The organism is Brevibacillus centrosporus (genome assembly GCF_003710815.1).
GTDB classification, from domain to species: Bacteria; Bacillota; Bacilli; order Brevibacillales; family Brevibacillaceae; genus Brevibacillus; species Brevibacillus centrosporus.
Genome location: NZ_RHHP01000002.1, coordinates 167,336 through 192,805, shown reverse-complemented (window position 1 = coordinate 192,805; position 25,470 = coordinate 167,336). Strand labels below are relative to the sequence as shown.

Annotated in this window: 23 protein-coding genes; 18 read left to right on the top strand and 5 right to left on the bottom strand. The window is 51.8% G+C overall.

Translation table 11 applies throughout. The annotated features are described in order from the left end of the window. Nucleotides 1–211 precede the first annotated feature (211 nt). A complete protein-coding gene (locus EDM55_RS04175) occupies nt 212–919 on the top strand; it encodes an FkbM family methyltransferase (protein ID WP_122959678.1) in 708 nt (235 codons plus the stop codon). A gap of 1,099 nt (nt 920–2,018) precedes the next feature. Further along, entirely contained in the window at nt 2,019–2,990 is a 972-nt protein-coding gene (locus tag EDM55_RS04165; RefSeq protein ID WP_092274031.1) for a GDP-mannose 4,6-dehydratase, read from the top strand. A 131-nt stretch (nt 2,991–3,121) separates the two neighbouring features. Here EDM55_RS04165 and EDM55_RS04160 read toward each other — a convergent pair whose 3' ends face one another. After that, a complete protein-coding gene (locus EDM55_RS04160) occupies nt 3,122–4,240 on the bottom strand; it encodes a deoxyribonuclease IV (RefSeq protein WP_122959677.1) in 1,119 nt (372 codons plus the stop codon). A gap of 198 nt (nt 4,241–4,438) precedes the next feature. Here EDM55_RS04160 and EDM55_RS04155 point away from each other — a divergent pair, with 198 nt between their 5' ends. The 13 genes from EDM55_RS04155 (at nt 4,439) to EDM55_RS04095 (ending at nt 18,602) form a co-directional block, all read left to right on the top strand. After that, nucleotides 4,439–5,083 (top strand): bifunctional transcriptional activator/DNA repair enzyme AdaA, encoded by a 645-nt coding sequence (locus EDM55_RS04155; protein WP_092274025.1) that lies wholly within the window; start codon nt 4,439–4,441, stop codon nt 5,081–5,083. Then, entirely contained in the window at nt 5,034–5,561 is a 528-nt protein-coding gene (locus EDM55_RS04150; RefSeq protein WP_092274022.1) for a methylated-DNA--[protein]-cysteine S-methyltransferase, read from the top strand. Before EDM55_RS04155 ends, EDM55_RS04150 begins: the two co-directional genes overlap by 50 nt. 4 nt (nt 5,562–5,565) lie before the next feature. After that, complete coding sequence (locus tag EDM55_RS04145) at nt 5,566–6,267, top strand: 2OG-Fe(II) oxygenase (RefSeq protein WP_373863316.1); 702 nt, start codon at nt 5,566–5,568, stop codon at nt 6,265–6,267. A 28-nt stretch (nt 6,268–6,295) separates the two neighbouring features. Further along, nucleotides 6,296–7,114 carry an SPL family radical SAM protein gene (locus tag EDM55_RS04140; RefSeq protein ID WP_122959675.1) on the top strand — a complete coding sequence of 273 codons (819 nt, stop codon included), beginning with the start codon at nt 6,296–6,298 and terminating at the stop codon, nt 7,112–7,114. 294 nt (nt 7,115–7,408) lie between these two features. Beyond that, nucleotides 7,409–8,434 carry an asparaginase gene (locus EDM55_RS04135; protein WP_092274014.1) on the top strand — a complete coding sequence of 342 codons (1,026 nt, stop codon included), beginning with the start codon at nt 7,409–7,411 and terminating at the stop codon, nt 8,432–8,434. A gap of 69 nt (nt 8,435–8,503) precedes the next feature. After that, nucleotides 8,504–10,180, top strand: a complete 1,677-nt coding sequence (locus EDM55_RS04130; protein ID WP_122959674.1) for a peptide ABC transporter substrate-binding protein — start codon at nt 8,504–8,506, stop codon at nt 10,178–10,180. Nucleotides 10,181–10,299: 119 nt separating this feature from the next. Next, complete coding sequence (locus EDM55_RS04125; RefSeq protein ID WP_092274008.1) at nt 10,300–12,363, top strand: sigma 54-interacting transcriptional regulator; 2,064 nt, start codon at nt 10,300–10,302, stop codon at nt 12,361–12,363. 18 nt (nt 12,364–12,381) lie between these two features. Continuing rightward, nucleotides 12,382–13,812 carry a dipeptidase PepV gene (pepV, locus tag EDM55_RS04120; RefSeq protein WP_092274005.1) on the top strand — a complete coding sequence of 477 codons (1,431 nt, stop codon included), beginning with the start codon at nt 12,382–12,384 and terminating at the stop codon, nt 13,810–13,812. Between the two features lie 17 nt (nt 13,813–13,829). After that, nucleotides 13,830–14,762, top strand: a complete 933-nt coding sequence (locus tag EDM55_RS04115; protein ID WP_092274001.1) for an ABC transporter permease — start codon at nt 13,830–13,832, stop codon at nt 14,760–14,762. Nucleotides 14,763–14,771: 9 nt separating this feature from the next. Further along, entirely contained in the window at nt 14,772–15,707 is a 936-nt protein-coding gene (locus EDM55_RS04110; RefSeq protein WP_174769297.1) for an ABC transporter permease, read from the top strand. An 18-nt stretch (nt 15,708–15,725) separates the two neighbouring features. Then, on the top strand, nt 15,726–16,748 hold the full coding sequence (locus EDM55_RS04105) for an ABC transporter ATP-binding protein (RefSeq protein WP_092273996.1): 1,023 nt from the start codon (nt 15,726–15,728) through the stop codon (nt 16,746–16,748). Further along, a complete protein-coding gene (locus tag EDM55_RS04100; RefSeq protein WP_122959673.1) occupies nt 16,745–17,695 on the top strand; it encodes an ABC transporter ATP-binding protein in 951 nt (316 codons plus the stop codon). The genes EDM55_RS04105 and EDM55_RS04100 overlap by 4 nt, the downstream gene beginning before the upstream one ends. A 319-nt stretch (nt 17,696–18,014) precedes the next feature. Then, nucleotides 18,015–18,602 (top strand): hypothetical protein, encoded by a 588-nt coding sequence (locus EDM55_RS04095; protein WP_092273990.1) that lies wholly within the window; start codon nt 18,015–18,017, stop codon nt 18,600–18,602. 59 nt (nt 18,603–18,661) lie between these two features. Here EDM55_RS04095 and EDM55_RS04090 read toward each other — a convergent pair whose 3' ends face one another. Both EDM55_RS04090 and EDM55_RS04085 read right to left on the bottom strand, forming a co-directional pair. Further along, the gene (locus EDM55_RS04090; protein WP_092273987.1) at nt 18,662–19,039 is read right to left on the bottom strand and encodes a DUF3899 domain-containing protein; all 378 of its coding nucleotides are present in this window, start codon (nt 19,037–19,039) and stop codon (nt 18,662–18,664) included. A 16-nt stretch (nt 19,040–19,055) separates the two neighbouring features. Continuing rightward, a complete protein-coding gene (locus EDM55_RS04085) occupies nt 19,056–19,934 on the bottom strand; it encodes a LysR family transcriptional regulator (RefSeq protein ID WP_122959672.1) in 879 nt (292 codons plus the stop codon). A gap of 127 nt (nt 19,935–20,061) precedes the next feature. On the opposite strand from EDM55_RS04085, the gene EDM55_RS04080 reads away from it, so the two are divergent. Continuing rightward, nucleotides 20,062–20,967, top strand: coding sequence for a PhzF family protein (locus tag EDM55_RS04080; protein WP_092273981.1), 906 nt, complete (start codon nt 20,062–20,064; stop codon nt 20,965–20,967). 85 nt (nt 20,968–21,052) lie between these two features. Here EDM55_RS04080 and EDM55_RS04075 read toward each other — a convergent pair whose 3' ends face one another. Then, complete coding sequence (locus EDM55_RS04075) at nt 21,053–22,012, bottom strand: superoxide dismutase (protein ID WP_092273978.1); 960 nt, start codon at nt 22,010–22,012, stop codon at nt 21,053–21,055. 169 nt (nt 22,013–22,181) lie between these two features. On the opposite strand from EDM55_RS04075, the gene racE reads away from it, so the two are divergent. Then, a complete protein-coding gene (gene racE / locus EDM55_RS04070) occupies nt 22,182–22,994 on the top strand; it encodes a glutamate racemase (RefSeq protein ID WP_122959671.1) in 813 nt (270 codons plus the stop codon). 77 nt (nt 22,995–23,071) lie between these two features. Further along, complete coding sequence (locus EDM55_RS04065; protein ID WP_122959670.1) at nt 23,072–24,127, top strand: GerMN domain-containing protein; 1,056 nt, start codon at nt 23,072–23,074, stop codon at nt 24,125–24,127. A 73-nt stretch (nt 24,128–24,200) separates the two neighbouring features. Here the strand turns inward: EDM55_RS04065 and EDM55_RS04060 are convergent, their stop codons facing one another. Continuing rightward, a complete protein-coding gene (locus tag EDM55_RS04060) occupies nt 24,201–25,421 on the bottom strand; it encodes an MFS transporter (protein ID WP_092273969.1) in 1,221 nt (406 codons plus the stop codon). Nucleotides 25,422–25,470 lie beyond the last annotated feature (49 nt).

Sequence of the window (25,470 nt, the reverse complement as noted above, 5' to 3'; positions counted from 1 at the left end):
ATACATGCAGACAAAAATTTCTTGTTAGCATATGTACTAAAAGAGAAGAAAGCAACGGCGGCAGCCTTTAAAGGGACATTTCCGTTAAACAGGATCATAGAAGGGCCTATTTTTCTCCCTGAGGCTGGAAAGACCAAGCTTTTTTCGGATGGAGACATAAGATATCCGTGAAAGAGTAGAGATAAATTTCAACCACAGGGAGTGAAATGGGATGGATACCCTTTCTTTCTACGAAAAACAAGTCTATTCGCAGAACGGGGAAGACGGAATGATTGAAGAGCTGTTTTCCCGAATCGGGACGACTAACCAAATCTTTGTAGAGTTTGGAGTCTCAGTGGGACTGGAGTGCCTGACCCACAATCTCCTCGTTCATCACGGATGGTCCGGCTTGATGATTGAAGCAGATCCGCAGCACTTCCAGCAGCTGGCAGTGAACTTTGGTCACATCTTACGTGTCACCCTTCACCACGAGCGGGTATCGAGGGAGAATATTGCTTCCATTTTCCGTGCGAACCACATTCCAACATCGTTTGATTTCCTCTCCATCGACATTGACGGAAACGACTATTGGGTCTGGCAAGCCTTATCTGAATGGAAGCCACGTGTCGTCGTGATTGAATACAATGCGTCCTTTCCTCCCCCGCAAAAAATGGTTGTGGTCTACGATCCAAACTTTTCTTGGGATGGGACGACACATTTTGGAGCAAGTCTGACTTCCCTGGCTGGGCTTGGCAAGCAGCTTGGCTACGCGCTTATCGGAACGGATACACGCGGCGTCAATGCCTTTTTTATCCGCCGTGAATTACTTGCTGCCAGCGGTTTCGAGGAACAAACGCCAGAACAAGCATACCATCCTCCTTCTTATGGACCCGTTGAAGGTGGTCACCCTCGCCGCATTGGCCCCTATTTGGAAATTTGATTCCAGAGGTACTTATAGACTGCAAGGGACCCATCGAGAGGTCTGGTAATCAAAATGAGAAGGAGAAGAGACAGCGGAGAAGCCGGGGGACACAAAGTGCTTCATATAGGGCTTTGCAAGTCCTTGGAAGTGCAGGGAGCAGACACGGATGAAATCACCTGACTCGATCTTTTTGCAATAGAGCTGATTGCTTTGAAGGTACACTTTCTTTTTGCCGTCCAATTGCTCTAACTGAAAAAGGTAGCTCGGCAGGGGGCAGTTCACGTTGTGATCAAAAAAGCAGTCGGAAAACAGGCCGAAGCACTTGGGGAGTTTCGGATGGTCGAGATGAAAGAGATCGCAAAGCACCATGTCGGATAAGAGACCATGCCCGAGTCTTTCAGCGTAGTACACCGTCCGGGAATAAAGCGTGGGATTTTGGAACTGCTTCATCACATAACTGCAAAAGGAATCTAGCCTGTCGAGGGAACAAAAGGACGTCCAAGAAAATTCCATAGAAAAAGAATGAAAGCGGGGAGAGTCAATGGAGGCGTATAAGAGCACATCGGAGTCTAGAACACAGCACTGTGACAGATTGTGCTGTTTCATGAAATCCTTCAAGATGAACCAACGCAGAAAGTTAAAAAGGCTGTAGATATAGGGATTCGTGGATTTGTGCTGATAAATAGCTTCAAAGGAAGAAGCACTCTCTGTGTAATTGCTGATGAGGTAGTGCTCTACGCCACCTTCGCACAAGGGAGCGCAGTCCTCTGGTCCCAGAAGGATGACGCGTGAAGAAGGATTGCTGACGGTTGCTTGCTGCAAGCTGTACTTCACGTGCTCTTGATGATTTCTCTGCAAAAAAAGGATAGGTATGTTCATCTCGAGGCCCCCTTTCATTCTCTGTCCTGTATCATATGAATGTGAAATTATGTGAGATCGCCTTGTTTTTGCAACAAAGAGCGGAGCGGTGTGCTGTAGACTGTCAGACAGCGATAACCTCTGCATATCGGGTGAACCCAATCTAGCGCTGAGTCGAACGAACTTCGTGACCTTGACATACTTATAAGCATGTTGACACGAACCAGGGAACTTATGTGACTGAGGAGAGAGGGAGTCTATGAAAACTGCTTTCCTTACAGGGATCACTGGTCAGGATGGGGCTTATCTGGCCAAGTTTTTACTGGAGAGGGGCTACCATGTAGCAGGATTGGTTCCTCGTCGCAGCACGGTGGACAGATGGCGGCTGGACTACCTGGGCATTGTGGACCAAGTGGAATACATCGACGGGGACATCATGGATGTGTCCTCTCTCATTCGTGGGTTGAAGGCATGCAAGCCGCAGGAGGTCTACCATTTGGCCGCACAAAGCTTCGTCGGCTCTTCCTGGGAGCAGCCGATACTGACAGCTCAGGTGACTGGTATGGGAGTCCTGCATGTGCTGGAGGCGATCCGGGAAGTGGATCCATTCATAAAGATGTATCAGGCATCCTCCAGCGAGCTGTACGGACTCATCCAAGAGCCGCAGCAGTCGGAGAATACCCCATTCTATCCACGCAGTCCCTATGCCGTATCCAAGCTGTTTGGCTACTGGATGACCAAAAACTACCGAGAGAGCTTTCAGATGTACGCCTGTAACGGAATTCTTTTCAATCACGAATCACCGTTGCGGGGTTTTGAGTTTGTGACGAGGAAGGTAACGGATGCTGTCGCCAGGATCGTGCATCAAAAACAAAAGGAATTGCGGCTTGGCAACATTGCGGCGAAGCGAGACTGGGGCTTTGCGGGAGACTATGTGGAAGCGATGTGGCTCATGCTTCAGCAAAATACGCCCGATGATTTTGTCATCGCTACGGGCAAGACCTCCACAGTCGAGGAAATGTGCAGGATCGCGTTTGATTACGTAGGCTTGAATTATCAGGATTACGTCGTCATTGATCCAGCGCTGTACAGACCGGCAGAGGTAGATATTTTGCTCGGCAATCCGGAAAAAGCGAAGCAGGAGCTGGGGTGGGCGCCCAAAACAAAGCTCGAGCAGCTCGTCCACATGATGGTCGAAGCGGATCTGCGGCGGGTAGCCAAAATGTCATGAGCCATGAAAAAACGAGGCTGCACTTCAGGCAGCCTCGTTTTTTGCGCTACAGTAAGAATTTATAAGATTCTTAGCCAGTATAAGTGCAACTAAGGCTCCACCGCAAAGCTTGGCGGAGCCAAGTTTTCTAATTAAAAAGCAGCTTTCCCCGCGAACCAAGCGATCATGCGCTTGTTGATGTCTTCCTCGGAGAGATCCTCAAACAGTCTGGCTTCCACGACCATGTCGTACAGGCGCTCCATTGGCTCGCGACCGTCTGCTTTTTTGGCTTTCGCGTCGTTTTTCAGAAGCTCCCACGTATTCACGACGAAGTCGCGACGGTCAACCTCCTGCTTGTGGAAGAAGAATTCCAAGCGCTCGACGTGGTCGAGGAAATCACTGCCAAAACGATTTTCCGCCTTTCCTTGCAGGAGGGCGATCTCCGCTTCGTACATCGGGCGTTCATTGCCTTTTTCCTTGGAGATCCAAGGGGTTTCCAGAATCAGCGGCAGATGACGGAGCTTTTCGTGACCAGCGATGTATTTCATGGCGTCAAAGCCGATGAGGCCAGCCCCTACAGGAGCGTGGCGGTCTTTACCTGCGCCGCGGAAGTTTTTACTGTCGTTCAAGTGGACAACGGCGAGTCGATCTAGGCCGATCACGCGGTCAAACTGGTCGAGAACCCCATCAAAATCGTGCACGACATCGTAGCCGGCATCGTGAATATGGCAGGTGTCCATACATACGGTAAGGCGGCGGTTGTCTTCTACCTTTTCCATGATCGAGGCAAGCTCCTCGAAAGAGCGGCCAATTTCGGTTCCTTTCCCTGCCATCGTTTCCAGCGCGATGTTGACGTCGGTATCCTTGACGCCGTTAAGTACCTCATTTAAGCCCTCTGCGATGCGCGCAATCCCGTATTCCGCATCTTTGTCCGTATAAGCTCCCGGGTGAAGCACGATATTTTTTACCCCGAGATAGTGCGTGCGGCGGATTTCCTCCTGCAAGAAATTGACGGCCAGCTCATACGTGTCATCCTTGTACGAGCCCAGGTTGATGATGTACGGCGCGTGGACGACGATTTCTTCCATGCCATGCTTGTCCATCACGGCCTTGCCTTCCGTGATGAATTGATCTTCAATCGGTTTGCGCCGCGTGTTTTGCGGAGCCCCTGTATAAATCATAAAAGTGCTCGAGCCGTATGTGACAGCCTCTTCCGCTGCATTCAGCAGTCCTTTGCCCGAGAACGATACGTGCGATCCGATCTTAACCATCCAGCAATCATTCCTCTCTTATCAGGTAGTGCGAAAAGCTGCAATTGTCTCTTTCCTAACATAGCCGAAGATGAGCGATTCGTCCATCGGGAAGACACAGGCAGACGTGCAATCCAGCTTCACTATCTTGCTTATCTATTCGAGAATGCGTACAGAACCCCTTCCCAGCGGGTATACTGACGTTGGAGGTGAAGGGAAATGGAAACAGCAGGAACCAATTCTGAACAGCTGACAGATGAAAAATGGCAGGCCATTGTGGGCAACGACACTGCCTTCGATGGGAGCTTCTTTTACGCCGTAAAGACGACGCGCATTTTTTGTCGGCCATCCTGCAAGTCGAAGCCGCCGAACAAGGAAAATGTACGTATCTTTGAAAATGCGCAGCAAGCCCTGTCCGCAAAGTTCCGTCCCTGCAAAAGATGCAAGCCGACGGGTCAGCGTTTGCCTGACAGGGAGTGGGTAGAGCAGATCACGCAATATATCGACACGCATTTTTGCGAGAGGCTGACACTCGAAAGTTTGGCAGAAGAGTGCCACGGCAGTCCGTACCATTTGCATCGCACCTTCAAACGGATCAAAGGTGTCACTGTGGTCGAATACGTCCAGCAGACTAGGATCGAGACGGCCAAGGAAATGCTCGCTCATACCGATCAGCAGGTAGCGAAGATCGCCGCTGCAGTAGGCATGCCAAATACGTCTTATTTCATGACACTCTTTAAAAAACTGACAGGGCGTACACCTACAGAGTATCGCCAATTTCATCATAAACAATCGTCCGTGGAGGGATTTATTCATGAAAATGGAGAAGAAGCCGGAAGTGTACTGGACATTGCTGAGCCATGAGGGATGGAGTCTGTATGTGGCAGCGACCTCGGAGGGCCTATGCTTCGTTGGGTCGCAGGACCATCCGTGGGACGAATTGTCCGCATGGGTTAGCCAGCGTTTTCCGGGCAGCAAGCTTACACAGGATGATGCGAGATTGCAGCCGTATGTCACTGAATTGATCGCGTACCTCGACGGGGAAAAAGATCGCTTTTCGATCCCTCTCGATGTGCGCGGGACCCCCTTTCAACGAGCGGTCTGGGAGGCCCTCTGTCAGATTCCGTTTGGACAGACGAGGACTTACTCGGACATCGCCGCGCAGATTCAAAAGCCTGCTGCGGTGCGGGCGGTAGGAGCCGCGATTGGAGCGAATCCCGTGCTGATCTGTGTTCCCTGCCATCGCGTGATCGGAAAGAACGGGACGCTGACGGGGTATCGGGGCGGGATGGAGATGAAGGAAGTCCTCCTGTCTCACGAGGGGAGTGCGCTGCGTGTCTAGGCCGATGCGAGAGAGGATTGCAGCCTTCGATTGGGAGAGCTTGCAGCAATCATTGGACGAACAAGGCTATGCGGTCCTGCCGCCCTTGCTAAACGAAAGGGAATGCCACAAAATGATAGAGACCTATCAGAACCCCGCGCTTTTTCGCAATACGATCGACATGGCGCGTTATCGCTTCGGAATCGGCGAATATAAATACTATCAGTCTCCTCTGCCAAACTTGCTGCTGGAGCTGCGCGAAGGGTTCTATCCAGAGCTTGCCAAATCGGCAAATCGCTGGCTCGGGCAGCTCGGCCGCGAACCCTATTATCCTGCTGCGCTGTCTGAATATCTCGATCATTGCCACCAGCTAGGACAAACGCGGCCGACTCCGCTGATCCTAAAGTACGAAGCAGGCGGCTACAACTGTCTGCATCAGGATTTGTATGGAGAGGAATTCTTTCCGTTTCAGGTAGTATTCGTGTTAAATCAAAAGGAGCGGGATTACACGGGCGGCGAGTTTTTACTCGTCGAACAGAGACCGCGTGCTCAGAGCAGAGGTCATGTCATCGCGCTTGAACAGGGAGCTGGCCTGATTTTCCCCACGCAGCATCGGCCGGTGGCAGGGACGCGTGGTTACTACAGGACGACCCTTCGCCATGGCGTCAGTACGATTGCGTCTGGGACAAGGTATAGTCTGGGGATTATTTTTCACGACGCCAAGTAGGCTCGCGTCTGGAAGGGAACGGTTTGGCATGCATGTGGAAATAGGAGAGAAGCACCCGAAGACGCTCTTGAATAAAGGAACGGGCTTTCTAGTAGACTACAGTCATTCATTGAATCCTTATACTGGTTGTTCCTTTGGCTGCTCATACTGCTATGTAAGGCAGATGCCTGTATCCCTCTTTCGTTCACAGCAGTGGGGCACATGGGTGGATATCAAGAAAGAAGCGGCAGAGCTGTTGCGCAAAGAGCTGTACCGAGCCAAAGCCAAAGGGAAGGTCACCATTTTCATGTCATCGAGCACGGACCCTTACCAGCCTATCGAATTTAAAGAAGAGGTTACGCGTTCGTTGCTGACCGTAATGGTAGAGGATCCTCCCGATTTTCTGTTCGTACAAACGCGGAGCCCTCTCGTCACCCGCGATATCGACTTGCTGCAAAAACTGGAAGACAAAGTACGGGTCAGCATGACGATAGAGACAGACCGCGATGACATCCGCAAAGCGTTTTCGCCTGTGGCTCCTCCGATCCAAGCAAGGCTCAAGGCTTTGGAGAGGTTAAAAGAAGCGGGAGTGCCTACGCAAGCGACGATTGCTCCGTTATTGCCGAGCAGTGAAGCCTTTCCTGATAGGCTAGTTCCTCTTGTTAATCGTGTCTGCGTGGACGACTATTTCATGGGGGATGGCAGCGGTGGCAAAAGGACGCGAAGTCTCGGTATTTCCAAAAGGTACGAGGAGCTGGGACTGTTGGAATGGTATCATCCTGATGCGTACAAAATCGTCCTGGAGCGAATGGGGCAGGTATTCTCTGCTGATCAAATCTACGTGAGTCAAAACGGGTTTGCTCCCTAACGTACGCATGGCATGTAGATAGAAAGAATTCAGCACCCTATTTCCGGAAAGTACGGGAATGTAGGGTGTTTTTTTGTGCAAACAAGGAGAGGTTACCCTGTTACCGGAATGAATGGACCTATTGTGTAAAATAGGTTAACCTATTTTCTTGGAGGTTTGGAACGGGTTTTCCCCTTTTTACTGGGAAAATGGGAAAGAAACGATAGTTGAGGTACATTTTTTAGCGTTGGCACGCGACTTGCTTAGTAAGAAAAGTACAAACATTCAAACTAACGCAGTCAAAGGAGACTTGTTATGAACGTGGTAGCAAACGTATACCGGGGCGAGAAGGTAGAAAGCTCCCATCTCGGCCATATTGCTGTCGTACATCCTGATGGTACTCTGCTCTACTCCTATGGCGATCCATTTCGACTCACGTACGCAAGGTCCAGCATGAAGCCGCTGCAGGCGATTCCGATCGTGGAGACGGGAGCTGCCGATCGATTCGGACTGGAGCCTGCCGATCTGTCGCTCTGCTGCGCATCTCACAGTGGGGAACAGCGTCATCGCTCTCGTGCGATGGGAATCCTTGCGCGCGCAGGTCAGCAGGAAGCTATGCTGCAATGCGGGACACATGTGCCGCGTGATGAGGAGAGCTACAAACAGCTGATCCGCGAAGGGAAGCCTCTGACACCTGTATTTAGCAACTGCTCAGGTAAGCATTCCGGTATGATCGCCACAGCAACGCATATGGGAGAGGATGTCAGCACCTATCACTTGCCCGACCACCCGGTGCAGCAGCGCATTCTCGACGTCGTGGAAGACATCACGGGCTATCCAAAAGAAAAGATTTACATGGGAACAGACGGCTGTGGAGTGCCGGTCCACGAGCTGCCTTTGGCCAACTACGCCTGGGCATTTGCTAAACTGGCGAAGCCGGAAGTCGTGAAAAGTCCTGACCGTCAGAAGGCGATCCAGCGAATCACCGATGCCATGACAGCTCACCCCGAGATGGTAGGCGGCAACAACCGATACTGCACGGACCTGATGACCGCTTTTAAAGGAAGAATCGTTGGCAAGGCAGGTGCTGAATCCGTCTATTGCCTGGGAGACCGCAAAACGGGCTTGGGCGTTGCGGTGAAAATCGAGGACGGGGGTGCCAGAGCGATCAATCCGGTGGTCAATGAAGTGCTTCGTCAGCTCGGAATAGGCACGGATGGTCCTTTGGAAGAGCTCGGTGCCTACACCAACCCGTTGATCAAAAACATGAGCGGGTCGACAGTGGGTCGCATTGAAACCGCGTTTACGCTCGAGGCAGTCAAGCAATCTCTTCGTGCATAAATGGCTTCTCTCTTCGGGAGCTGTTTATCCATATACTCATGTGGCAAAGAATAAGGGGGTCTTACACAAATGAAAAGGCAAAAAGCATGGAAGGTTCTCAGTACAGCTGCTCTTCTGGCTGTACTCGCAGTCACTGGCTGTAGCCAATCGGCAGCGCCACCACAGCAGGGTGCGCAAGGGGGATCAACACCAGGGCAAGCGACTCAGGATGCTGGCGGACAAGCTGACATGACAGCCAAGCTCCGGTTGAATCTGAAAACGGAGCCGCCTTCACTCGATCCGCCGAAAGGTTTCGACAGCACGTCCAATGAGGTGTTGAATGCCACCATGGAGGGCTTGGTCCGACTGGACAAAGATCACAAGCCTCAACCGGCGATGGCAGAGAAATGGACCGTCAGCGAAGATGGAAAAACGTATACCTTCACGCTGCGCGACAGCAAATGGTCCAATGGCGATCCAGTGACGGCTCAAGACTTTGAATTTGCCTTCAAGCGGATTCTCGACCCGAACAACGCATTTCCGTCGGCCTTCCTGGCGTACTACATCGATGGCGGCGAAGCGTTCAACAAAGGAGAGGGAACAGCGGACGGCGTGAAAGTGAAAGCCTTGGACGACAAGACTTTTGAAGTCCATCTCAACGCACCTGCGGCTTACTTCCTGCACATCATCACCCAGCCGACTTTCTTCCCAGTCAACAAGAAGGTAGTCGAGAGCAATCCGAAATGGGCAGAGAATGCGTCCTCTCTCGTGACGAACGGGCCGTTCAAAATGGAAGATTGGGTGCATGACCAATCCGTGAAGGTCGTGAAGAACGACGGCTACTGGGACAAGGACTCCGTCAAATTCGCAGGAATCGATTGGGTCATGGTCAACGATGAAAACACGCAATATCAAATGTACAAAACCAGTCAATTGGACATGGTGCAGACCGTTCCGATCGATATGAAAAAGGAATTGATCGACTCTGGTGAGGCAAAGGTAGAGCCGGAAGCATCCATCTACTACTACCGCATGAACACGACCATGCCGCCGTTTACTAACGTCAATGTGCGCAAGGCGTTTGCTCTGGCCATCGACCGCAAGACCTTGATCGAAAATGTCGTACAAGGCAAACAGCCAGCTGCGCTTGCACACGTACCGCTCGGATTCCCAGAGCCGGAGGGCGGAGATTTCCGCGAAAAGGGTGGAGACTTCTTCAAAGACAATGATGTCGAGCAAGCGAAAGAGCTGCTGAAAAAAGGAATGGAAGAAGAGGGCTGGACGACACTGCCGCCAGTGACCCTTACCTTTAATACGAGCGATACGCACAAAGCGATCGCCCAGGTACTCCAGGAAATGTACAAGAAAAACCTCGGTGTTGATGTAAAGCTGGAAAACAAGGAATGGAACGTATTCCTGGCAGACCAGCGTGCCCGCAAGCTGCAGTTCTCCCGTTCCACGATCCCCGCGGACTACGGCGATCCTGTGAACTATCTGGAGCTGTTCGTGACAGACCACCCGGGCAACCGCATCAATTACAGCAACAAAGATTACGACGCACTCGTAGAAAAAATCCGCAATACGGCAAATGAGACGGAACGCTTCAAGCTGATGCATGACGCGGAGAAGATCTTCATGGATGATATGCCACTGGTGCCTATCTACTTCGGAACAAAAGTGTATATGGATCAGTCAAATATTAAAGGCATCATCCGCCACCCTGTAGGAACAATTGATTACAAATGGGTGGAAATTGGGAAGAAGTAAGGTAGAAGGAAGACTGGAGCCGCCTGCTTTTCGGCTCTGGTCTTCGCTTTCCCGTTTTCATCGACGTCTTACACGTTTTGGCGCTTTCGATCACCGAAGAAGAGTATGGAGCGAATGTTATGGAGAAAAGAACAGTCACGTTTGTAGCCAAAATGGATGAGTTTTTGCAATCAGTTGTCAGTCAGTGCCATGAGCTTGGAATCTCGGAGGACATCCACATCGAGGCGATCCGGGTAGACCAGCTGCCGTTTCGTCCGATTACGCCAGGTTCGCTGGTCGTGCTCTCTACCAAAAGTATAGTCCCCCAGGTAGAGTCGTATGTGCCACCTGGATCCAAGCTGATCGTTGCCAAGCGAATGCTGCCTTATCACAACCTGCGCGAGATGCTGGAAATTCCCAAGGGTGTCAAGGTGCTGCTGGTGAGCGATACAGCGGAAACCGCGCAGGAAAATGTAGAGCTATTACGCGCATCAGGTATGGACTTTGAAGTGTATCCGTACTACCCGGGAGCCGATTACCCGCCTGACGTCGAGATCGCCGTGACGCCAGGAGAAGCGGAGCATGTCCCTCCCCATATCCGCAAGGTGGTGGACATCGGGTTTCGCGTCATCGATCTTTCTACGCTGCTCGCGATCTACGCCCACTTCAACAGCGACAATTTTCAAAAAGTGACGGCACGAGCCATGCAGTCCTTAATTTACATCACGAAGGAATTGAACAAGGAAATTCAGCATGCTCATTTGTTGAGTAAATATTTGGAAGCCATCGTGAACCGAATTGAGGATGCTGTTATCGCGTTTGATGAAAGCGAGATCGTCCGGTTCGTCAATCAAAAGGCAGTGGACTCGCTTAATCTGCATGGCGTCGATGTGGTGGGAGAGAAGTCAGCGGTCTGCCTGCCGCCTGATTTTTATGAAGCCATCCAGCAATGTGAGGAAAATGAGGATGTATTGGTAGATTGGGCGAACAAAACCTACTTTTTTCGCAAGATGCACATCGTGATGGAAGGAAGCTTTCTAGGGAGTCTGATCCTGTTTCGCAAGGCGGCCGACATTGAAAAAATGGAGCACGAATACCGGCTTCGTCTTTACAGCAAAGGCCTCGTAGCGAAATACCAGTTTGATGATATCTACGGTGCGAGTGCCACGTTTTCGCAGGTGATTCAGATTGCTAAAAAGATTGCTAGGAGCAATTCCACCGTCTTGCTTCTGGGAGAAACGGGGACAGGAAAGGAATTGCTCGCCCAGGCTATCCACAACGCTTCGCCTCGGCGTAGAGAGCCGTTTGTAGGGGTGAACTTTGCTGCTATTTCCGAATCCTTGCTGGAGAGCGAGCTGTTCGGTTACGAGGAAGGCGCTTTTACGGGGGCGCGGAAAGGCGGACATATCGGTTGGTTCGAGCTGGCCCATAAAGGAACCATTTTCCTGGACGAGATCGGGGATGCCAGCGGCGCGATACAAAACAGGCTCTTGCGTGTCCTCCAAGAGCGCCAGATCATGCGCGTCGGAGGGAGTAAGGTCATTCCCACAGATATACGCGTCATTGCAGCGACCAATCAGGACTTGCAGCAAATGGTGCAGGAAGGAACTTTTCGTGCGGATCTCTACTACCGCCTGAACATTTTACCGATCCATCTGCCGCCTCTGCGCAAGCGGCGGGAGGATATCCCTTGGCTAGTCGAGCATTTCGTGAAAAAGTACTCGTTTGATCTGCGGCGACCTCCCTTCACTCTTTCAGCGGAAGCGATGAAAGCCCTGCTGGATTACGATTGGCCGGGCAACATTCGTGAGCTGGAGAATGTCGTGGAGTATTTGGCCCACATCGTAGACGACGAGGCATACAGCTGTCACCTCCCGTTTTTGCGCGAGGTCACGCACACTCCTTTGCCTTCTGTCGTGATGGATCAGGAATGCGAAGCGATGATCGCGGAATACGGGAAGCGCGGATTTCTGGAGGAAATGACGGCGATTTTGCAGCAGCTCAGTCAAGGAGGGCAAGGGCGTTACAACCTTGTAGAGCAACTGCAGGAGAGTGGCCTTCAGGTATCGTCGCAGCAGCTGCGTTATCGTTTGAAGCTGCTCCAGCAGGATGAGCTGATCCATGTCGGCAAAGGCAGACAGGGCAGTCAAATATCCTCCAAAGGAGAAGCGTTGCTTGCTTATCTGAAGTCGTCGAGATCTTGAGTGAATGGAGGCTACTATATGAAGGATTATTGGCAACAGCAGGCACTGCTTCATCGGGATGGTTTCGTGAAAGAGCTGCACTCGTTTTTGTCCATTAACAGCATCGAGGATATGAGCACAGCCGCCGAGGGCAAGCCATTTGGAGAAGGAGTCGCTGCGGCGCTGGAATACATGCTGGCCCGCGGCGAGTCCGATGGCTTTCATACGAGAAATGTGGACGGGTATGCCGGTGTCATTGAATACGGAGAAGGAGAAGAAGAAATTGGGGTGCTCGTCCATGTTGATGTTGTCACTGTAGGTGAGGGCTGGACGACTCCTCCCTTCGAACCGAATGTTCGAGGAGGCAGGATTTACGCACGAGGCGCGATCGATGACAAAGGGCCAGCTCTAGCCGCTTACTACGCCTTGAAAATGGTGAAGGACTCAGGCCTCGCGCTAACCAAAAAAGTCCGGCTGATCATCGGAGGGGACGAAGAGAGCGGCTGGCTGTGCATGAAGCACTTCGCCCTGCACGATAAAGTCCCGCAAATCGGGTTTTCGCCGGATTCATCCTTTCCCATGACACATGCGGAAAAAGGTCAGATCAATCCAACCTTGGCGCTTCCAGTCCAAGTGAGCTCTAACGCTGATGCATGCTTTCAGCTGCTGTCCTTTCTATCGGGCGATCAAGGAAACAGCGTACCGGAATTGGCGAGGGCAGCTGTAAAAGCACCGCAAAAGACAAGCCCAGAATGGCAGCGAGAAGTGAAGAGCGGCTGGGAAGCGTTTTTGGAGGCGCAGGCAACGACAGGGGAACTTGAGATCACTAAGGCTGGTGATCTCACATTTGTCCTCCACGGCAAACCTGCACATGGCATGGTCCCGCAAAATGGGGTGAATGCTGGCACACTGCTTGCTGCGTTTTTGCTCTCTTTGGATTTTGAAGCTTCCGATTATTCATTCTTATCGCTGCTTGGCGAAGTACTGCACGAAGATTTTTATGGCGAGCGGCTGCATGTGGCCTGTGAGGATGAAGTGTCAGGGAAGCTGACGGTCAATGCAGGTATCTTGAGGTACGATCGCTTGGAGGGAGGGAGTGTGCGGCTCAATATCCGTTATCCCGCTACGGTCTCCTGTGAAGAGTACGTGGAAAAGCTGACGCAAAGAGTCGATGAGCTCGGCTGGACGATTTCCAATCTGCGTACCTCCAAATCGCACTATGTGCCAAAGGATCGTCCTGTCATCCAGACGCTGTCACGCGTCTACGAGGAGCATACAGGCTTGCCGGCCCATCTGCTGTCTTCGGGAGGAGCCACCTACGCCAAGATTATGAGCGAAGGTGTCGCATTCGGACCGCTTTTCCCTGGCAAGGAATCCATGGCACACCTCACAGACGAATATGCCGACATCAACGATTTGCTGCGTGCGATGGGGATTTACGCAAATGCCATCGCAGAGCTTGCCAAATAAACAAGGAGGCGCTACCTGTGTCCAACTTTCTGGTCAAACGCGTGCTGATGATGCTGGTCACCCTGTGGATCATCGTGACGCTGACATTTTCTCTGATGCATGCCATCCCAGGCAATCCGTTTGCCTCCGAGTCCGATCAGCTGCCGGAGCAAATTCTCGCCAATTTGCGGGCGAAATACCATCTGGATGAGCCATTGCCCGTACAGTATGTGCTGTATTTAAAAAACCTGGTCATGCTCGATTTGGGGCCATCGATCAAATCCGATTCACGCGGTGTGAACGATATGATCGCAGACGGTTTCGGTGCCTCCGCTTGGCTGGGAGCCCAAGCTATTGTGATAGCGCTTATTCTGGGCATCACCTTTGGAATCATCGCTGCCCTAAACCGCAACAAGCCGCTTGATTACATCGCGATGGCCCTGGCCGTTCTGGGGGTAGCCGTTCCCAGCTTCATCATGGCGCCTCTCTTGATCAATTTTTTCGCAATCAAGCTGACGATCTTTCCGGTCGCAACCTGGGGTACGTGGATGCATACGGTGCTACCCTCCCTGGCTCTCGCATTTGGACCCGTCGCGGTTATCACTCGCTATATGCGTGCCAGCATGATTGAAGTGATGAACCAGAACTACATCCGGACCGCAGAGGCAAAAGGGATACCTACGTTCCTGATCGTTATCCGGCACGGCATCCGCAACGCGATTCTACCTGTCGTCACGTTTCTAGGACCACTGATCGCTTCTTTGATTACCGGGACGTTTGTGGTAGAGAAGATTTTTGCGATTCCGGGCATCGGAAAGTATTTCGTAGACGGTATTTTCAACCGGGATTACCCCGTCATTTTGGGCACGACGATTTTTTACAGCGCGATCCTGATCGTGACCATCTTCCTCATCGATATCGCGTATACGCTGATTGACCCGCGGATCAAGTTGACCAACAAGGAGAGATAAACAGTGGCGATGGAACAAAGAATAGACCCTTTATTTCGCCCGTTGTCCAAGAACGCACAGGCCCAAGCGATTTCGAGGCCGAGTCTTTCATTTGGGCAGCAAGTCATCCGCAAGCTGGTGAAAAACAAGCTGGCGATGCTGGGGCTTGTCATCATCGTGGTGCTCATTGCGATGGCGATTATCGGCCCCAATCTGGTGCCGTACAGCTATTCGGATCAAAGTCTTCTGATGAAAAATCAGGAGCTATCCTCGGAGCATTGGTTTGGTACGGACGAGCTCGGACGTGATATGTTCGCGCGTACCTGGTACGGAGCGCGCATCTCGCTGACCATTGGTGTAGTCGCAGCCCTCATCGACTTGATCATCGGAGTGGCCGTCGGGGGCATTGCCGGCTACATGGCTGGACGCGGCAAGCGTGGAGAGCGGATCGATACCATCATCATGCGGGTCATTGAGATTTTGTATGGCTTGCCGTATTTGCTTGTCGTGATCCTGCTCATGGTCGTGATGGAGCCGGGGCTCTTGACGATTATCATCGCGCTCTCTGCGACGGGCTGGGTAGGCATGGCGAGGCTCGTGCGCGGGCAAATTCTGCAGCTGAAGAACCAAGAGTTCATCCTGGCAGCACAGGTATTGGGCGCCAAATTTTCCCGTATCCTTTTGAAGCACCTGATTCCGAACACATTCGGCGTCATCATTGTCAATCTGACCTTTACCATTCCGTCGGCGATTTTTGCCGAATCGTTCCTGAGCTTTTTGGGCTTGGGCGTACAGGCTCCGGTAGCTAGCTGGGGGACGATGACAAACGACGGCTTAGGCGTTATTTTGACTGGAGACTGGTGGCGGCTGTTCTTCCCGGCGTTGATGATCTCGCTGACGATGTTCGCTTTCAACGTATTTGGGGACGGCTTGCAGGACGCGCTCGATCCACGTTTGCGCGATTAGGAATGGGGGGCCTTTGCGATGACGAAGCATTTGCTTGAGATAGATGATCTAAAGGTGAATTTTAAAACGTACGGCGGAGAAGTGCAGGCGGTTCGCGGCGTCAGCTTCCACGTGGATAAAGGGGAAACCGTTGCGATCGTAGGGGAGAGCGGCTGTGGCAAAAGCGTGACTGCGCAGGCCATCATGGGTCTGATTCCAAATCCGCCAGGCAAGATCGTTGGTGGAAAGGTCGTCTTTGAGGGCCGGGAAATCAGCCAGCTTCCGAAAAGCGAACTCCTCAAAATTCGCGGCTCCGAGATCGGCATGGTGTTCCAGGACCCGATGACCGCGCTGAATCCGACGATGAAAGTAGGCGCCCAGATTGTAGAGGGCTTTGTTCGCAGTCAAAAGGTAACGAGAGAGGAAGCACGGAAGCGGGCGATTGAAATGCTGCGGCTTGTCGGCATTCCTGACCCTGAGGATCGAGTAGACCAGTACCCGCACCAATTTAGTGGCGGGATGCGCCAGCGGGTCGTCATCGCCATTGCACTCGCGTGTCAGCCAAAGCTCGTGATCGCCGACGAGCCGACCACTGCTTTGGACGTGACCATTCAGGCGCAGATTCTGGATCTGCTGCACAGATTGCAGGAGGAGCAGGAGCTGTCCGTCGTCATCATCACGCACGACCTGGGGGTTGTCGCAGAAATTGCGCATCGCATGGTTGTCATGTACGCGGGAATCGTGGTAGAGACGGGCTCGGTGGAAGATGTTTTCGCCAATCCGCGCCATCCGTATACATGGGGATTGATGAGGTCGCTGCCCCGGCTGGATGAAGGGGAAAAACAGCGGTTGGTTCCGATCGATGGCACCCCGCCAGACCTGTTCAATCCGCCAAAAGGCTGTCCGTTTGCAGCTCGCTGTGACTTTGCAATGGAAATTTGCGATCAGCAGATGCCGGCAGCGACGGATTTTGGCGGAAATCACAGAGCAGCATGCTGGCTGCATGATTCACGAGCGCCGCGCATCGATGAGCTGGTTGCAGCAGGGAGGCAAGGAGTATGACGGACGCATTAGTTGAAGTTCGCGATTTGAAAAAGTATTTTTCCATCGGTGGCGATTTTGAGCTGAAAGCCGTAGATGGTGTCTCCTTTACGATTCAAAAGGGAGAGACCTTAGGGCTGGTAGGCGAGAGTGGCTGCGGCAAATCGACGCTTGGCCGCACGATTATCCGGCTCTATGAAAATACGGGCGGAGAAGTGCTTTTCAAAGGAAAAGACGTACATCAGCTTCGCGGGAAGGAAGTCGGACAGTTCAACCGCGACGTTCAAATGATTTTTCAGGACCCGCAGGCCAGCTTGAATCCACGTATGACTGTGGAAGACATCATTGCGGAAGGGCTGGATATCCACAGACTATCCAAAGGGATGCGCCGGGAGCGGGTAGCCGAGCTGTTGTCTCTCGTAGGCTTGCACAAGGAGCATGCGCAGCGGTTTCCTCATGAATTCAGCGGCGGACAGCGGCAGCGTATCGGCATTGCGAGAGCGCTCGCGGTGGAACCGGAATTCATCATTGCGGACGAGCCGATCTCGGCGCTCGATGTATCCATTCAGGCACAGGTCGTCAATTTGCTGGAGGATTTGCAGCGTGACCGGGGCTTGACCTATTTGTTCATCGCCCATGATTTGTCGATGGTGAAGCATATCTCGGACCGCATCGGAGTCATGTACCTGGGGAAAATGGTAGAGCTCGCTGCAAGCGATGCCTTGTATGCGCGACCGCTGCATCCGTATACCCAAGCTCTGCTTTCCTCTGTACCCGTGCCTGATCCCACGATCAAAAGGGAGCGAATCGTTTTGCAAGGGGATTTGCCGAGCCCTGCCAACAAACCGAGCGGATGCGGATTTCGGACGAGATGCCCGGCGGCAATGGAGCGATGCGCACAGGCGGAGCCGATCTGGAAGGAAGCGGAGGCGGGCCACTGGGTCGCTTGTCATTTGTTTGAGGGGTAAGGATACAACGAAAAAAGAGACGTTCCGATCCTGCTAAGACGTTCTCTATTGAATCGCAAATATTGATTTCATAACACAAATAGGGTACGGAATCGCAATGGTTCCCGTACCCTATTTTTTGTTAATATTTCAGAGGATTGAAGACATTAGGCATAGAAAATCGTATGGCAATACAATTTAAAAAGCATTCGGAGAAAAGGGAAAGGTAGTTCTGACGCTTCAGCATTTGCTCATTTTTGGCTCATACAGCAATTGTTACAGGCGAAAGTGTGGTGGTTATAGAGGCAGGTTAGAAAAAAATAAAAAAGGGGTATGCAATATGAAAAAAGGGTTAATGTTTTGTATTACGATAATGTTGATGCTATCATCGGCTTGTAATACTTCGAATAATAGCGTAGAAAATGTAACTGTTTCCAAAGGTGCAGAAACTTCTCAAACAAATACTACCAGTGAGCATGAATATTGTGATGGGGTATGGACAAATTTGGATAGTGAAACTGAAAATTTTTTCCATGGAACTTGGAAAGTTGAGAAACTTTTGGGGTTTGCAAATTCATACAATGATGCTTCTGAATATCCAACAGGGCAAAAAATGATTGGTGATGAATTTATTATCAAAAAAGACTTCTTTTCATCAAAAGGACTTAAAAACTATAAGGATTATCAACATGAACTGAAAAACCCAATATATAGGCTAGAATTTATATGCTATAACTCAGACTCTTTTTATCGTTTATTTAAAACAGATCCCGATCCTTTACACATAAATATCAATGATAAAGTAAAATACATAGTCATCAATGACTCTTCTACAAAACTTGGCATACCTCTAAGTTTTTTTATTGTGAATAATGATAGGGTTATCTTGTTAGTAGAGGCAACATCTTTTGAACTTAAAAAAGCATGACCTATTCTACATGTGCATGGTCATGCTTTCGATAGAAGAATTCTTGCCCTGCCATTTCGTTACACGTAGTAGAAGCAAGTGAGGACCAGGGAAAACAGGATCATCCCGAAACCGGATACGAGCAAAAGCGACGTTCCGCCTCGTAGGATCGCCTCCTTTTTTCGCCGAAAAGAAGCATCCTCTGCCGAATAAAGATCGCTTTCCAGGACGCGGGGTTTGCGGAAGATCATGTCTTTTAACTGCTGGAAGCCGCGTGCGAAAGCGGTGAAGAACCCTGAGCGAATGACCAGGATGATACAGCCGAAGATGACGAAAAAGAGTCCGTACAGAAAGCTGTTATTAATCAGCGGCAAGAGGCTCGATGTCTGGGTGATGAATCCTAGCACGACGCCGCTCGCGATCATGAGCGCGAGTAGCGGGTACGTCCATTTTTTCATGGCGGGTGCACGTCCTTTACTTCGATGTAGGGGTGTTTAGCAATCGCTCAGCCTCCCGCATAAAGGCCAGGGTGGATGGCGAGCAAGCCGCAAGAGAGCGGACGACGAGCCCAATTTGCCGATAGACAGGCGGTGAGAGCTCGATCACTTTCACGTTTGGCAACAAAGAGGGCAGCGTGAGCTCAGGGACGACGGTCACGCCAATGCCGGCTTCTGCCATAGCCAGAATCGTCGTGTTGTCGACGACCTCGTATTTAATCTGTGGTGTTAGGCTTCTTTTGGCAAATTCCTGATGCAGCAGAACCTCGCAGCCGGCCATGGGCATGATAAACGGCTCAGCGGCGAGCTGCTCAAAGGTGAGCGCTCTTTCATTGGCCAGCGGATGCTCTGAGGACAGGACGGCCTTTAGCGGATCCTTCCTGAGTAAAATCCCTTCCAGCCCTTCTTCCGGCAGGATGTGAAATCCCACATCGATGACGCCAGAGTGAATCCACTCTTTGATCTCAGGATAGGTCTCCTCAAAAAGGCGTGTTTCCAGGTGGGGATACAGGCTGCCCAGCTCCCGGATGAGCGGATGCGCGAAATGCTCCGTGGCACTGGGAAAAGAACCGATGCGAATCGTCGTATGTAAAAGGCCGGATGACTTTGCTGCAATTTCTTTGATACGTGATGAATGCTGCAAAATCAATCGGGCAGAGGCAACGATTTCTTCACCGGCTGCGGTAAGCTGTACGCCCGTGCGATTCCTCACAAACAGGGAGACGCCGAGCTCCTTTTCCAAGGTACCGATCGTATGACTCACCCCCGATTGGCTAAGTCCGATCTCCTCACCTGCCCGTGTGAAGTTACCTTTGCTTGCAACCGCTACCAGCACTTCGATTTGAAACAAGGTCATGCCTCTCGTCCTTTCATGAAGGAAATGTCATGTCTAGCATGGGAAACTCTCATTTTACACAGAATTGTGGCAGAATTATGATAATAAACAAGGAAGCAGATCCGAGACCTCTAAAGGAGAGAGCAAAATGAAATTGGTAAATGTCTATCACGTGGACGCGTTTACGCAAGATTCTTTCGCAGGGAACCCCGCAGGCGTTGTTCCTGATGCTGATACGTTGACTGTACAGCAAATGCAGCAGATTGCCAACGAGCTAAACCTTCCTGAATCGGCTTTTTTGATGGCAAGTGATCACCCGGAGGCCGATTTTCGTATCCGCTACTTCACCCCTACGACCGAAATCAATTTTTGCGGCCATGCCACAGTCGGATCGACCTGGCTATTGGCCACCGAAAGAGGATGGCTGGAGAAGGGACGTCCGATTGTATTCGAGACCAATGTCGGGTTGATTCCTGTGACCCTTGACGTCGAGGACGGACAGCTAAAAAAAGTGACAATGACCCAGATTGCGCCATCTGTGCGTGAGATCGAGCTAGATCAAGCAGAGGTAGCACGTATGGTAGGCATTCGCCCGGAAGATCTGGACGATCGCTACCCGATGAAGCTGGCTTCCACTGGGGGATTGCATTTGCTGGTTCCGGTACGCACATATGAGGCGATTGACCGGGCTGTACCGCTGTTTCCAGAGCTGGAAGCATTGAATCGGAAACACCAAATTACCACTACGCATTTGTTCACTTGGAATGGGCCACAAGGCTACGATGTCTACACGCGCGATTTCGCTCCGGCAATTGGCATCCCTGAAGATCCCGTAACAGGTGCAGCCAATGGAGCTTTGGCAGGTTACTTTGTATTGGAAGGCTTTTTGGAAAAAGGAAGCGTGCATCACCTCGTTGTGGGGCAAGGGCATGCGATCCAACGTCCGGGTACCTTGTATGTGACAGTGGAAATGACAGGGGAAACGCCGGTCATTCGCGTCGGTGGAGCTGCCCATGTCACGATTGCAGGTCAGCTTCGCCTGAAAGCGGAGTAATTTTTTCGAAAATAAAGTCCCCTTCATTTGCCTATAGAGGAAGTGCGGGGACTTTTGCTTGAGGTTCCGTTCACTTGCAAGGAAATCAGTATGGCTGCCAGCGCAGCTTCCGGGCTTGGGCAAAGCGCTCCTCGACGTACCGCCAGTTGACGATGTTCCACCAGGCGTTTACGTAGCGGTCCCGTTCATTTTGGTAATGCAGAAAATACGAATGCTCCCAGACATCGAGGACGAGCAGGGGGACCGTATCCCATTGAGACAGGTTTTGGTGCTTTTCCGCCATTAAAATCTCCAGATGCTGGGCGCGAGGTGACCAGACGAGGATCGCCCAACCCGGACCTTCCACTTTGTTTGCCGCCTGGGTGAACTGTGCTTGAAACGAGGAGTACGAGCCAAAGTAGCGTCGGATTGCTTCCGCCAGATCTCCGCTCGGTTCCCCGCCCCCATTTGGGCTCATCGATGGCCAGAAAATGGTATGGAGGTAGTGTCCAGCGCCGTTGAATGCCAGTTCGCGCTCCCAATGCCGAATCAGATCAAAGTTTCCGTTGGCGCGTGCTTCGGCGAGCTTCAGCTCGGCTGTATTCAAGTCGTCTACATATTTTTTATGCAGCTTGTCATGATGGATCCGCATCGTTTCCGCGTCGATATGCGGTTCCAGTGCATCGTAGCTGTAGGGGAGCGGGGGCAGTGTATGGCGGCCAGCAGCGAGAGGGCGGGCGACAGGAACAGGCTCGCGCTGGGAAGGGTAGGAAACGGGAGTGACGACTGCATCAATCTTCTCAGGCTCGTTTAACTGCACCAGACGCAGGAAACGGTGAAACTGCTCCTGTACTTCTTCCGCGCGCGCCAATAGGACAGGCAGCTCCTCGGATTGGGTGTCAGCATTCAGCCGTGCTGCCTTCCTGCCCAATTGGATAAAGGTTTCTTCGAATTTATGCAGGTGATGCTCTAGCTCGCGATTCCATTTTTTCTGGTCTCTCATGCGTTCAATCCACTGACGGCCCCACTGACTCCAGTCCAGCAGCTGCTTGGTTTGTTCTTCCAAGGAAATTCCTCCTGCCTTAGGCAATTCTCATTCCCAACGTATGAAAAGGGCCCAGTGTGTGTGCGGCATTCGCGGAGTACAAGAAATTTAAACTACGCATATGGTAGTAGCACACATGTCAGAGTGGTATGCTGTACTATATTCATCACAACAGGGGAGACACAATTGCATGAGTAGAGAGCGAGCTATAGCCGTCATTGATTCAGGAGTGGGAGGATTAACCGTAGCCAAGGAAGTCATGCGTCAGCTGCCCGAGGAACGGATTGTATACGTGGGAGATAATGCCCGCTGTCCGTACGGCTCCAAATCACCGGAAGAAATTCGTGCCTACAGTTTTCAGATGATTGATTTTGTGATGAAGTCTCCGCTAAAAGCGTTGGTCATTGCATGCAACACTGCGACTGCAGTTGTTCTGGAAGAAGCGAAGGCGCATTTGCCGCTGCCGGTCATCGGCGTGATCGATCCGGGAGCACGTGCTGCTGTCAAAGCAACGAAAACGGGTCATATCGGAGTTATCGGCACTGAAACGACGATCCGTACGAAAGCATATGAGCGCGCATTGCTGCGTGTTCAACCCGATTTGATCGTGTCGGGCATGGCTTGTCCGCCGTTTGTTCCGTTGGTGGAGAACCATATGGCCGACACAGATGAGGCACGCCGCGTGGTGCGGGAAACACTGGCACCTCTCGTCGGCCAAGAGCTGGACACTCTTATCCTGGGGTGCACACATTATCCGCTGCTGGCACCGATCATTCAGGAAGTGATGGGAGATCAGGTCACTTTGATCAATTCTGCCGAAGAAACGGCCAGTGAGCTCGCGAATCAGATTGAGGCGATCAAGAGTATTCAGACGCGGGAAGTGCCACAGCATTTGTTTGTGACGAGTGGGGAAACATCGCGTTTCCGCTCCATCGCAGAAGAGTGGCTGAAATGCCCGGTGCAAGTCGAACACCACTCCTTGGAAAAGTCTTTTCAGTCGTAATTGTCGACTTTGAACGCATAAACCCAAGCCCTGCTCGTATACATGGTAGTACAAAGTGTCTCGAGGAGGGCTGGGAAATGAAGATTCGAAGCATTAGCCAAGCGACAGCTGTGCTAGGGGTCAGCGCTTTGCTGCTATCAGGCTGCGGTCTCTTTGGCCCGGAAAAGGAAGCGACTAGTATCGATGCACCTCCGCAGTCACAGGTGGCAGTGGATGTGCCGGATCTGACGTCGCCTGACAATGGTGCAGCGACAGAGGGAACAGAGACAGTCTTGCAGGGAACAGCTGAGCGTACCGTGTACTTGCAGGATCCGAACGGGTACGTCGTGCCTGTATCTTTGACTCTTCCAAAAGAAGAAGGGGTTGCCAAGCAGGTTCTGAGCTACATGGTCAAAGGTGGGCCGGTAGAAAGCCTGCTCCAGGGTGGATTCACTGCCATACTGCCGCAAGGGACAGAAGTAAAGGGCATCGTCATCAAAAACGGAGTAGCGACCGTCGACTTTTCCAAAGAGTTCAAGACGTATGAGGAAAAAGACGAAAAGCGGATTCTGGATGCGGTGACTCGCGCCATGACAGAGTTCAGCAACGTCAAAACGGTGCAGATCTGGGTGAATGGAACGCCGTTGACGGAGATGCCGGCAGCCAGCACGCCGATTACGCAGCTCGACCGGGGTCATGGAGTCAACCTCGAGTTGGCGGATGGCGCCATACCGGGCAACACATCGTCCGTGACAGTATTTTTCCAAGGGCAGCTGGATGACTCCCGTACGTATTTTGTACCTGTGACTCGTTTGGTTCCTGCTACGGCAGACATCGCGAAGGCTACAGTAGAAGAGCTGATCAAAGGGCCGAAAGAAGGCTCGCAGCTGTTCAGCTCCCTGCTCCGTACGACCCGCGTCCTGGATGTCAAACAGGAGAAAGACCTGCTCACTGTCAACCTGAGCAACGACATCCTCAAGTATGACGAAGGCAAGGAAGCAAGTCCGGATGCACTTGAGTCGCTCGTTTTGTCACTGACGGAGAGCACGGGCGCACCAAAAGTGCAGCTATTGGTAGAGGGTAAGCCCTTGACGAATGGCGACTACACCAAACCGGTGAGCCGTCCCGTTCAGCTAAATCCGCTGCAATTCTAATCTACCAGAGGCAAAAGACCACGTTCGGCGCTGCGAGCGTGGTTTTTTTGTACAGTAAGAATTTGCCACAAAGCTAGGCGGAGCCAAGTTTTCTAACTACGCTTTTTCGAGAGGCTCTCCACAGACTCCAACCGATGACGACAGAGAAAAGCGTGACGCATGTCCCAGCAGCAAACCCTACTAGTCTGGGCTCCGCAAAAGAGAGCAGCCAGCCTCCAGCCAGCATCGACAGCCCGATAAGTACGTTGGATACCGTTGCTTCTAGGGCGAATACCCGCCCTTGATAATCACTTCGGACATGCTGCATCAGCAAGGTGCGCAAGCTGGCGTTTCCGATGCCTCCCGCAATCGTGGACAAGGCATAGCAGACCGCCGCCACGTAGATGGTGGGAGCCATGCTGGTCAGGATTAATGCGACTCCCTCCAATGACAGACTCCAAAAGGACGTTTTGTACAGCTTTTTCGCAAAGCGATCCGCAGCCAATCCCCCAAGGATAAAGCCAACACCAATCGCACCATAGAATAGACCGATCCCCATCTCACCCGCCTGGAAGACCTGATAGGCATAGACGCTGATCAGGACGTTGATGATTCCTCCTCCAATCGGCCAAAGGGCAGTCATCAGCAGGATGGAGCGAACGATCGGAGTGTGAGCCGCAAAGGCAATCACATCACGATAAGAAGCTTGAGGCGTTGATGGAGAAGGACAGCTGCGATCGGGACGAGGAAAGGCAAGACGCATGATCAGAATTCCAGACAAAAGGAACGACAAGGAGTTGTAGACGAAAGCAGCCTCTGTTCCCCATAAGGCGATAAAAATCCCCCCAATCAAAGAGCCGATCGCCATTACCATTCCGTACACGCTTTGATCGAGAGCGTTTGCAGTCGCGAGCTCCTCTGGTTCGACGAGGTGAGGCAGGATCGACAGGCGGGATGGCTGATACAGCGAGGAGAATGCCACGAGAGAAAACGTCCCGAGATAGACGAGCCAGATGTCGTCCGCCGAAGAGATGAGCAAGAAGCTCAAAGCGAGAAGAGCACGGGCAAAGTCACAGAAAATCATGACTTTCTTTTTGTCCCAGCGGTCGGCGAGGACCCCGCCCAGAGGGCCGAACAGCAGATGGGGAAGCGTTCGCAGAGCAAGCGTAATGCCGACAGCCATTGCGCCTGACGTCAATTCCATGAGCAGGCTGAGCACGGCGACGCTGTTGAACCAATCCCCGATGCCACTAAGCAGATTCGCGGTGAGCATCCGCCGCAGGTTGGGATGGCGTAAAACGTGTACCGATTGCATGAGGATCACCTGATTTCTATAAATTAGATAATTAGCTAATTAGATAATA